Raw genomic sequence first — 9,730 nt, 5'->3', positions numbered from 1 at the left:
GCGGTGTGTCAGTAACAGGTGTGCCGACTGATCCACCGCTTTCGCGAGCAAGCCCGCTCCCACATTTGTTCTTCACCCGCCTCGAAAATCAGGCCGGTTGGTCCAACGCCAGCTCAACCCCCAGTTGGCGAGACAGGCACGGCCAGCGCTTCCACGCCGCTTCCGTGTCCGGGCTCTTGAGCGTTTCGCGATAAGCCTCCACCGATTCCAGCGCAAAGCTGTCTTCGTTGAGCATCTCATCCACCGCCAGATGCACCGCTTCATCCAGGCTGTTGGCAAATTCTTCGCCGATCAGTTGGTGCGCAATCAGGTTGGCCACGGTGGTGTCCGCCGGGATCAACGGCTGGCCGAAATGCTTGATATACAGATCGTTTACTTCTTCCACCAGGCGATGAGCCAGGTAGGCCTCGTCCAGCAGGCCATCGAGCCCTTCATGCCCGGCGAGGATCGCGGGCGGTTGCAGGAAGAATTGCTCGGCGATCTTCAGTACCGGCTTGATCTGGCTTTCGATACCGGCCTCGCGGGCCACGTCGTTGGCGGCATCGAGCAAGTCCGGAACGAGGTCGATGTAGGCGGTCACGAAGCGCGTCATGACAATGTTGCGATCACCGTCAGCCAACGAGATGGCCGAATGCAGGTGCGGCAATTGGGTTTCCAGCTGCTGGGCCAGCTGGCCCGTGCTGGCTTCGTGTTGTTGGGCACGGGAAATCTGCTCGCGCAATGCGGCGGTGTTCATGAGGGCTCCAGTGATGCAGGCGTAGGAAAAGGGAGAGGATAAGGTAGCTCGTTTATACGAGCGCCTCAGACGCATTTGTCATAATTATTTCATGGTTATGCGCCTGCGTTATATCGAAATGCCATCGTTCGTCGGATAAACGATTCCGCCCCCGGTTTTATTGGCTCCGCCCGTCTGTTTTCGCTGATTTGTCCCCACACATTGCGGGGTTGCAGGTGCTGTCTATACTCGGTTTTGTAAGCAATTAGCTGATGACGCCAGACTGCATAAGCAGGTGAGGCTAAGCGGTTGTAAGCAGTATGGAAGCCGCTCCCTTCGACGCAGGTGCAAACCGGCGGGATAACAAGAACGATAAGGGGAACCCGCATGACGCGACATCCACACGTTTGGATGGGCCTTCTGTTGTGGTCGGTATTCGGCCAGGCGCACGCCGCCTGGACCACGAATATGGCGCCAGGGGCGACTGAAGTCAGCCACGCTGTGTTTGACCTGCACATGACCATTTTCTGGATATGTGTGGTGATCGGCATCATCGTGTTTGGCGCGATGTTCTGGTCGATGATCCTGCACCGCCGGTCCACGGGCCAGGTGGCCGCCAAGTTCCACGAGAGCACCACCGTGGAGATCCTCTGGACCGTGGTGCCCCTGCTGATCCTCGTCGCGATGGCCATTCCGGCAACCAAGACCCTCATCAATATCTACGACAGCAGTGAGTCGGATATCGATATCCAGGTCACCGGCTACCAGTGGAAGTGGCACTACAAATACCTGGGCCAGGACGTGGAGTTCTTCAGCAACCTGGCCACCCCTGCCGAACAGATCCATAACCAGGCGACCAAGGGCGAGCACTACCTGCTGGAAGTCGATCAGCCGCTGGTGCTGCCGGTGGGTGCCAAGGTGCGCTTCCTGGTGACCGCCGCCGACGTGATCCACTCCTGGTGGGTGCCGGCCTTTGCGGTCAAGCGCGACGCCATCCCCGGCTTCGTCAACGAGGCCTGGACCCGCGTCGAGAAGCCCGGCATCTACCGTGGCCAATGCGCCGAGCTGTGTGGCAAGGACCACGGTTTCATGCCGATCGTGGTCGAGGTCAAGTCCAAGGCCGACTACGACACCTGGCTGGCGGCGCGCAAAGACGAAGCTGCCAAGCTCAAGGAGCTGACCTCCAAAGAGTGGACGCTGGAAGAGCTGGTGGCCCGTGGCGACAAGGTCTACCACACCGCCTGCGTGGCCTGTCACCAGGCCGAGGGCCAGGGCCTGCCGCCGATGTTCCCGGCGCTCAAGGGCTCGCCAATCGCCACCGGGCCCAAGGAAGACCACCTGCACCGCGTCTACTTCGGCAAGCCCGGCACCGCCATGGCGGCGTTCGGCAAGCAGCTCTCGGAAGTGGATATCGCCGCCGTTGTCACCTACGAGCGCAACGCCTGGGGCAACAACAAAGGCGACATGGTCACGCCCAAAGACGTGTTGGCCCTGAAACAGGCGGAAAGCAAATGACTGACTTCAGAGCGTCCAACTCGACCGGCCCCGCCCACTCGCCTGCAGGAGAACGGCCATGAGCACAGTGATCGATGACCATGGTCACGCCGACCACGCCCACGGCCCCGCCAAAGGCCTGATGCGTTGGGTGTTGACCACCAACCACAAAGACATCGGCACGATGTACCTGTGGTTCGCCTTCATCATGTTTCTGCTCGGCGGCTCGTTCGCCATGGTGATCCGTGCGGAACTGTTCCAGCCCGGCCTGCAGATCGTCGAGCCGGCCTTCTTCAACCAGATGACCACCATGCACGGCCTTATCATGGTGTTCGGCGCGGTGATGCCGGCGTTTGTCGGCCTGGCCAACTGGATGATCCCGCTGATGATCGGCGCGCCGGACATGGCCCTGCCGCGCATGAACAACTTCAGCTTCTGGCTGCTGCCGGCGGCGTTCCTGTTGCTGGTCTCGACCCTGTTCACCCCTGGCGGCGGGCCGAATTTCGGCTGGACCTTCTACGCCCCGCTCTCCACCACCTATGCGCCGGAAAGCGTGACGTTCTTCATCTTCGCCATCCACCTGATGGGCATCAGCTCGATCATGGGCGCGATCAACGTGGTCGCCACCATCCTCAACCTGCGCGCGCCGGGCATGACCTTGATGAAAATGCCGCTGTTCGTGTGGACCTGGCTGATTACCGCGTTCCTGTTGATCGCGGTGATGCCGGTGCTGGCGGGCTGCGTGACCATGATGCTGATGGACATCCACTTCGGCACCAGCTTCTTCAGCGCGGCCGGTGGTGGTGACCCGGTGCTGTTCCAGCATGTGTTCTGGTTCTTCGGCCATCCTGAGGTGTACATCATGATCCTGCCGGCGTTTGGCGCCGTCAGCTCGATCATCCCGACCTTCTCGCGCAAGCCGTTGTTCGGCTACACCTCGATGGTGTACGCCACGGCGAGCATCGCGTTCCTGTCGTTCATCGTGTGGGCGCACCACATGTTCGTGGTCGGCATTCCGCTGGTGGGCGAGTTGTTCTTCATGTACGCGACCCTGCTGATCGCCGTGCCGACGGGGGTGAAGGTGTTCAACTGGGTCAGCACCATGTGGCAAGGCTCGCTGACCTTCGAGACGCCGATGCTGTTTGCCGTGGCGTTCGTGATCCTGTTCACCATCGGCGGTTTTTCCGGGCTGATGCTGGCGATTGCCCCAGCGGACTTCCAGTACCACGACACCTACTTTGTGGTGGCGCACTTCCATTACGTACTGGTGCCCGGCGCGATCTTCGGCATCTTCGCCTCGGCCTACTACTGGCTGCCGAAATGGACCGGCCACATGTACGACGAAACCCTGGGCAAGCTGCACTTCTGGCTGTCTTTCGTGGGCATGAACATGGCGTTCTTCCCGATGCACTTTGTGGGGTTGGCGGGTATGCCGCGGCGGGTGCCGGACTACAACCTGCAGTTCGCCGACTTCAATATGGTGTCGTCGATTGGCGCGTTCATGTTCGGCGCCACGCAGATCTTCTTCCTGTTTATCGTGATCAAGTGCATCCGTGGCGGCCCGCCGGCACCGGCCAAGCCGTGGGATGGCGCTGAAGGGTTGGAGTGGAGCGTGCCTTCGCCGGCGCCGTACCACACCTTCACGACGCCGCCGGAGGTCAAATGAACACGTTGTGGGATTGTGAACACCGTCAGTGTGGGAGCGGGCTTGCCCGCGAAGGCGGAGTGTCAGTCGCCACATGCAGTGCCTGGCACACCGCTATCGCGGGCAAGCCCGCTCCCACAGAAAATCAAAAGCTGGGGGGGTGTGATGGCTGAGTCCGTGCCCATCAGGCGCCTGGTCACCCGCCTGCTGATCCTGGTGCTGGCCATGTTCGCCTTCGGCTTCGCCCTGGTGCCGATCTACGACGTGATGTGCAAGGCATTCGGCATCAACGGCAAGACCGCCGGGCAGTACGAAGGCTCGCAGGTGGTGGACCCCTCACGCCAGGTGCGCGTGCAGTTCCTGTCCACCAATGCCATCGACATGGTCTGGGAGTTCCACGCCAAGGCCGATGAGGTGGTGGTCAACCCCGGTGCCGTGACCGAGATGCTGTTCGTGGCCTACAACCCTACCGACAAGGCCATGACCGCCCAGGCCGTGCCGAGTATTTCCCCGGCGGAAGCGGCGATGTACTTCCACAAGACCGAATGCTTTTGCTTTACCCAGCAAGTGTTGCAGCCGGGCCAGCGCATCGAGATGCCGGTGCGTTTTATCGTCGATCGCGACATGCCCAAGGATGTGAAGCATTTGACCCTGGCGTACACGCTGTTTGATATCACTGCGCGCCAACCGCCGCTGGCCGTCCACAGCGGCGGCTAGCTACTGTTTGCCCCCTCAATCAGGAGAGCGAATACATGTCGTCTCATGATACGTACTACGTACCAGCGCAAAGCAAATGGCCAATAATTGCCACGGTCGGCATGCTGGTCACGGTGTACGGCCTGGCCGTGTGGTTCAACGATCTCAAGGCCGCACGCCCGGAATCCCACGGCCCGTGGATCTTTTTCGTCGGCGGGTTGTTGCTGGCCTACATGTTGTTCGGCTGGTTCGGTGCGGTCATCAAGGAAAGCCGCGCCGGTTTGTACAGCCCGCAGATGGACCGCTCGTTTCGCTGGGGCATGACCTGGTTCATCTTTTCCGAGGTGATGTTCTTTATCGCATTCTTCGGTGCACTGTTTTATGTACGGCACCTGTCGGCGCCGTGGTTGGCGGGCGAAGGGTCAAAGGGTGTCGCGCACATGCTGTGGCCGAACTTCGAGTTTGCCTGGCCGCTGCTCAACAACCCTGACCCAAAACTGTACCCCGCGCCCGAAGGGACGATCAGCCCGTGGGGTCTGCCGCTGGTCAATACCATCCTGCTGGTGAGTTCCAGCGTGACCATCACCATCGCCCACCACGCATTGCGCAGAGGTCATCGCGGTGCGCTGAAGATCTGGCTGGCGATCACCGTGCTGCTGGGGTTGGCGTTCCTCGGGTTCCAGGCCGAGGAATACATCCACGCCTACAAAGAGCTGGGCCTGACCTTGGGCTCGGGCGTGTACGGCGCGACGTTCTTTATGCTCACCGGTTTCCACGGCGCCCACGTGACCATCGGCACGATCATTCTGTTTGTGATGCTGATGCGCATCCTCAAGGGGCACTTCAATGCCGAGCATCAGTTCGGCTTCGAAGCGGCGAGTTGGTATTGGCACTTTGTGGATGTGGTGTGGATCGGCCTGTTTTTCTTCGTCTATGTGCTGTGAGGCGCGTTACCACGGCGCGTGAGAAACCAGCTGGCCGCTGAAAAAGCCCCAGGCGATGAGCGCCACGGTTATCACGGCCAACACGACACGCACGGTCAAGGCAGTGACGAGGCGATTGGAGTTGCCCTCGTCCTTGACCAGAAAGAACAAGCCACTGAACAGGCTCACAACGGTCGCGATCAGCATCAGGGCAATAGCGGCTTTGAGCATGGTCGGGCTCCAATGGGATGGGCGGGCAATGAAAACAAGTATAGCCAGCGCCATAAAATGCTTTCGCCCCGGGATCGCGCCGACACTGGTGGTGCTGGTGCTGTTGCCCTTGATGGTGGGCCTGGGGTTTTGGCAGCTGTCTCGCGGCCATGAAAAGCAGCTGCTGGTGGACAGTTACGCCGAACGGCGCGCGGCCGAGCCGATCAGTAGCGCGCAACTCAACGACATGGCGGACCCGGCCTTTCGCCGCGTGCGCTTGCGCGGCCAATTCGATGCCGAACACAGCGTGTTGCTCGACAACCGCATGCGCGACGGCAAGGCCGGCGTAGAGCTGCTGCAACCCTTCCACGACCAGGCCAGCGGCCTCTGGCTGTTGCTCAACCGCGGCTGGCTGCCCTGGCCAGACCGACGCACCCCGCCCGCCTTCACCACCCCGGCAGCGCCGGTGAACCTCGACGCCTGGGTGTATGTGGCTCCCGGCGAAACCTTCCAGTTGCATGCCGACCCTGCGACCGCGCAATGGCCGCGCCTGCTGACCGCCCTGCACCCTGGGGCGCTGTGGAATGAATTGGGTCGCAACGGTTTCGTCTACGAGTTGCGGGCTGAAGCCGGTCCCGGTACCTACGAAACCAGCTGGCCGATCGTGGCCATGGGCCCGGAAAAACACTTGGCGTATGCCGTGCAATGGTTCGCCATGTCGCTGGCGCTGCTGGCGCTTTATCTCTACCTCGGCTGGCACAACAAAAAGGAGAAGTCCCATGGGAGCGGCCATGAATCCACTCAACATGTCTGAGGCGCCGGACCGGCGTAAAGGCCGCTGGCAGCTGATCCTGATCCTGCTGATGGTGATCGGGCCGATGGCGCTGGCCACGTTCATGTACAAATTGCAGTTCTGGGTGCCGGACAGCCGCAGTTACCACGGCGAGATGATCGGCAACGGCCAGACCCGCGCCGACATCGGCGTGCAGGCCGATGAGGAGCGCTGGCAGTTACTGGTCACCGCGCCCGCCGCTTGCACTGCCGACTGCCAGCAACTGGTGTACCTGGCGCGCCAGCTGCAAATCGGCCTGGGGCGTGATGCGTCCCGCGCCAGTCATGCCTTGGCCAGCGCGCAGCCGCTGAGCACTGAGTACGAGGCCAAGCTGAAGGTCGAATACCCGCAACTGCAACGCTACCCGCTGGACCTGCCGACGTTCCGCAAGGACGCCGCCGCGCCGGGCGATGCGCAGCTATGGATCGTCGATCCCCACGGCAACCTGGTGTTGCGCTACGACGCCACGGTCAAGGGCAAGGACTTGCTCAACGACCTGCGCCACCTGCTGAAACTGTCGAATATCGGATAAGGGCATCGTCATGGCCAAACCTGGATTTCGCCTCGCGTTGTTTGCCACCTTGCTGGCGCTGATCGTCGTGCTGCTCGGCGCCTATACCCGCCTCACCCACGCCGGCCTCGGTTGCCCGGACTGGCCGGGTTGCTACGGCTTTATCAGCGTGCCGCAAAGCGAAACCCAACTGGCCCACGCCGAATTGCACTTCCCCGACACGCCGGTGGAGGCGGACAAGGGCTGGAGCGAGATGATTCATCGCTACTTCGCCGGCACCTTGGGCCTGCTGATCGTGCTGCTGGCGGCGCGTTCGTGGAGCCATCGCCGCGACCCGGGCCAGCCGGTGAAGCTGCCGCTGTTCCTGTTGGCGGTGGTGTTCGCCCAGGCCGCGTTTGGCATGTGGACGGTGACGTTGAAGCTGTGGCCGCAGGTGGTGACCGGGCATCTGCTGGGCGGCTTTGCCACCTTGAGCCTGCTGTTTCTGCTGACGCTGCGCCTGTCCGGCGTGCTGCCTGCGCTGATCGTGCCCAAGCGCCTGCAATATTGGGCGACGGCCGGGCTGGTGCTGGTGATCGGGCAGATTGCGCTGGGCGGCTGGGTCAGCTCCAACTACGCGGCGGTGGCCTGCATCGATCTGCCGACCTGTCATGGCCAGTGGTGGCCGGCGGCGGACTTTGCCAATGGCTTTCACCTGACCCAGCACATCGGGCCCAACTATTTGGGCGGGCAACTGGACAGCGAGGCGCGCACGGCGATTCACCTGACCCATCGCCTGGGCGCGGTGGTGGTTTCGCTGGTGCTGCTGGGGCTGGCCTGGCAACTGCGCGCCGTGGGCATGACCCGTTTGGCTGGCCTTCTGCTGATCGCCCTGGGCGCGCAAATCTGCCTGGGCTTGAGCAATGTGTATTTCCACCTGCCGCTGCCGGTGGCGGTCGGGCATAACGCCGGCGGCGCGGCGTTGCTGCTGACGCTGGTGCTGGTCAACTATCACGCTCGTACCAGCCTGGTGCGGGTGCGCAATCAGCTGCCGTTCGGCTGGCGTTTTATCCCGCGCAAACATGTTTCGGGCCTCATCACCCTTAAAGGAGAGATGCCATGGCGACCTTGATCGGCGCGCGTCAACACCAGGCGATCTGGCGTGATTACCTGGAGCTGACCAAGCCGAAAGTGGTGGTGTTGATGCTCGTCACCTCGCTGGTGGGGATGTTCCTCGCCACCCGTGCCGGCGTGCCGTGGGCGGTGCTGGTGTTCGGCAACCTGGGGATTGCCCTGTGTGCCGGCGGTGCGGCGGCGGTCAACCATGTGGTGGACCGGCGCATCGATGCGGTGATGGCGCGCACCCACAAACGGCCGCTGGCCGAAGGGCGCGTGTCGCCCGTGGCGGCGCTGGTCTTTGCATTGTTACTGGCGGTTGCAGGGCTGGCCTTGCTGCTGGCGTTCACCAACCCGTTGGCGGCGTGGCTGACCTTGGCTTCGCTGCTGGGTTATGCGGTGATCTACACCGGCTTTCTCAAGCGGGCGACGCCACAGAATATCGTGATCGGAGGCCTGGCCGGTGCGGCGCCGCCGCTGCTGGGTTGGGTCGCCGTCACCGGCCATATCAGCGCCGAGCCTTTGCTGCTGGTGCTGATTATCTTCGCCTGGACCCCGCCGCATTTCTGGGCCCTGGCCATCCATCGCAAGGAGGAATACGCCAAGGCCGACATTCCGATGCTGCCGGTCACCCATGGCGAGCACTACACCAAGGTGCATATCCTGCTCTACACGTTCGCCCTGCTGGCGGTGAGCCTGATGCCCTATGTCATCCACATGAGCGGCCTGCTCTACCTTGTGTGTGCACTGGTATTGGGCGCGCGCTTTCTGCAATGGGCCCTGGTGTTGTACCGTGGCGCTCAGCCGCACGCGGCGATCAACACCTTCAAGTACTCTATCTGGTACCTGCTGCTGCTGTTTATCGCCCTGCTCGTCGACCATTACCTACTGTTGAGCCTATGACCCGTACTCAAAAAACCGTCTTTATCCTGGTGGCCATTGTCGCGTTAATCATGGGCCTGACCGTCAACAAAGTGCTCAGTGGCAAAGGCCAGGGCGACCCCACCGCGCTGATCGACGCCGGCATTATCCTGCTGCCGCAAAGCCGCCAGCTGCCGCCTGTGACCATGACCAATCAGGAAGGCCAGCCGGTGCTGGTCAATGAGTTGAAGGGCAAGTGGAGCCTGCTGTTCTTCGGCTACACCTTCTGCCCGGACATCTGCCCGACCACCCTCGCCCAACTGCGCCAGATCAAGAGTGAGCTGCCCAAGGAGGCGGTGGACAAGTTGCAGGTGATCCTGGTCAGCGTTGACCCGAACCGCGACACGCCGACCCAGCTCAAGCAGTACCTGGGCTACTTCGACCCGCAATTCGTTGGCCTGACCGGCGCGAACGTGGATGAGGTGCAGAAGGTTTCGAATGCCGTGAGTATCCCGTTCATTCCGGCCGATACCAGCAAGCCGAACTACACGGTGGACCACAGCGGCAACCTGGCGCTGATCGGGCCGGACGGGACCCAGCGCGGGTTTATCCGGGCGCCGTTGAATAATCAGAAGTTGATCGCGCAACTGCCTAGCCTGTTGCAGCGCAAGTAACTAGCAACGCAAAACAAATGTGGGAGCGGGCTTGCTCGCGAATGCGGTGTATCAGCTACGAATCTATCGACTGA

Annotated in this window: 11 protein-coding genes; 9 read left to right on the top strand and 2 right to left on the bottom strand. The window is 61.9% G+C overall.

The genetic code is table 11. The features are described 5' to 3' along the window. Positions 1-88: 88 nt before the first annotated feature. Positions 89-736, bottom strand: coding sequence for a hypothetical protein (locus tag NUV89_RS24320; protein ID WP_257783328.1), 648 nt, complete (start codon positions 734-736; stop codon positions 89-91). 366 nt (positions 737-1,102) lie between these two features. Between NUV89_RS24320 and coxB the strand changes: the two genes are divergently transcribed. The 4 genes from coxB to NUV89_RS24300 all read left to right on the top strand — a co-directional run bounded on the left by coxB (position 1,103) and on the right by NUV89_RS24300 (position 5,494). Then, the gene (gene coxB, locus NUV89_RS24315) at positions 1,103-2,230 is read left to right on the top strand and encodes a cytochrome c oxidase subunit II (RefSeq protein ID WP_257783327.1); all 1,128 of its coding nucleotides are present in this window, start codon (positions 1,103-1,105) and stop codon (positions 2,228-2,230) included. Positions 2,231-2,288: 58 nt separating this feature from the next. Further along, the gene (gene ctaD / locus NUV89_RS24310; RefSeq protein WP_257783326.1) at positions 2,289-3,875 is read left to right on the top strand and encodes a cytochrome c oxidase subunit I; all 1,587 of its coding nucleotides are present in this window, start codon (positions 2,289-2,291) and stop codon (positions 3,873-3,875) included. Positions 3,876-4,019: 144 nt separating this feature from the next. Beyond that, entirely contained in the window at positions 4,020-4,571 is a 552-nt protein-coding gene (locus tag NUV89_RS24305) for a cytochrome c oxidase assembly protein (protein WP_257783325.1), read from the top strand. 35 nt (positions 4,572-4,606) lie between these two features. Then, positions 4,607-5,494: a cytochrome c oxidase subunit 3 gene (locus tag NUV89_RS24300; protein ID WP_257783324.1), complete on the top strand. Its 888-nt coding sequence runs from the start codon at positions 4,607-4,609 to the stop codon at positions 5,492-5,494. Positions 5,495-5,500: 6 nt separating this feature from the next. On the opposite strand, the gene NUV89_RS24295 is transcribed toward NUV89_RS24300, so the two are convergent. Further along, positions 5,501-5,704 (bottom strand): twin transmembrane helix small protein, encoded by a 204-nt coding sequence (locus NUV89_RS24295; RefSeq protein ID WP_016978774.1) that lies wholly within the window; start codon positions 5,702-5,704, stop codon positions 5,501-5,503. Between the two features lie 28 nt (positions 5,705-5,732). Between NUV89_RS24295 and NUV89_RS24290 the strand changes: the two genes are divergently transcribed. From NUV89_RS24290 to NUV89_RS24270, 5 genes are read left to right on the top strand one after another with little or no spacing between them, the layout of a single operon-like run. Next, entirely contained in the window at positions 5,733-6,497 is a 765-nt protein-coding gene (locus NUV89_RS24290; protein WP_257783323.1) for an SURF1 family protein, read from the top strand. Continuing rightward, a complete protein-coding gene (locus NUV89_RS24285; RefSeq protein ID WP_257783322.1) occupies positions 6,463-7,047 on the top strand; it encodes a hypothetical protein in 585 nt (194 codons plus the stop codon). The genes NUV89_RS24290 and NUV89_RS24285 overlap by 35 nt, the downstream gene beginning before the upstream one ends. A 10-nt stretch (positions 7,048-7,057) precedes the next feature. Continuing rightward, on the top strand, positions 7,058-8,137 hold the full coding sequence (locus NUV89_RS24280; protein ID WP_257783321.1) for a heme A synthase: 1,080 nt from the start codon (positions 7,058-7,060) through the stop codon (positions 8,135-8,137). Beyond that, a complete protein-coding gene (gene cyoE / locus NUV89_RS24275) occupies positions 8,125-9,024 on the top strand; it encodes a heme o synthase (protein ID WP_257783320.1) in 900 nt (299 codons plus the stop codon). Before NUV89_RS24280 ends, cyoE begins: the two co-directional genes overlap by 13 nt. Next, positions 9,021-9,656, top strand: coding sequence for an SCO family protein (locus tag NUV89_RS24270; RefSeq protein ID WP_257783319.1), 636 nt, complete (start codon positions 9,021-9,023; stop codon positions 9,654-9,656). The genes cyoE and NUV89_RS24270 overlap by 4 nt, the downstream gene beginning before the upstream one ends. The last annotated feature ends 74 nt before the right edge of the window (positions 9,657-9,730 follow it).

It is taken from the genome of Pseudomonas sp. 18.1.10 (assembly GCF_024655625.1).
Lineage (GTDB): Bacteria > Pseudomonadota > Gammaproteobacteria > Pseudomonadales > Pseudomonadaceae > Aquipseudomonas.
This window is presented reverse-complemented; position numbering and strand designations above follow the sequence as displayed.

Coding starts and splice junctions, on each gene's coding strand:
- NUV89_RS24320 (WP_257783328.1), bottom strand. CDS start 736: ATGAACACCGCCGCATTGCGCGAGCAGATTTCCCGTGCCCAACAACAC.
- coxB (WP_257783327.1), top strand. CDS start 1,103: ATGACGCGACATCCACACGTTTGGATGGGCCTTCTGTTGTGGTCGGTA.
- ctaD (WP_257783326.1), top strand. CDS start 2,289: ATGAGCACAGTGATCGATGACCATGGTCACGCCGACCACGCCCACGGC.
- NUV89_RS24305 (WP_257783325.1), top strand. CDS start 4,020: ATGGCTGAGTCCGTGCCCATCAGGCGCCTGGTCACCCGCCTGCTGATC.
- NUV89_RS24300 (WP_257783324.1), top strand. CDS start 4,607: ATGTCGTCTCATGATACGTACTACGTACCAGCGCAAAGCAAATGGCCA.
- NUV89_RS24295 (WP_016978774.1), bottom strand. CDS start 5,704: ATGCTCAAAGCCGCTATTGCCCTGATGCTGATCGCGACCGTTGTGAGC.
- NUV89_RS24290 (WP_257783323.1), top strand. CDS start 5,733: ATGAAAACAAGTATAGCCAGCGCCATAAAATGCTTTCGCCCCGGGATC.
- NUV89_RS24285 (WP_257783322.1), top strand. CDS start 6,463: ATGGGAGCGGCCATGAATCCACTCAACATGTCTGAGGCGCCGGACCGG.
- NUV89_RS24280 (WP_257783321.1), top strand. CDS start 7,058: ATGGCCAAACCTGGATTTCGCCTCGCGTTGTTTGCCACCTTGCTGGCG.
- cyoE (WP_257783320.1), top strand. CDS start 8,125: ATGGCGACCTTGATCGGCGCGCGTCAACACCAGGCGATCTGGCGTGAT.
- NUV89_RS24270 (WP_257783319.1), top strand. CDS start 9,021: ATGACCCGTACTCAAAAAACCGTCTTTATCCTGGTGGCCATTGTCGCG.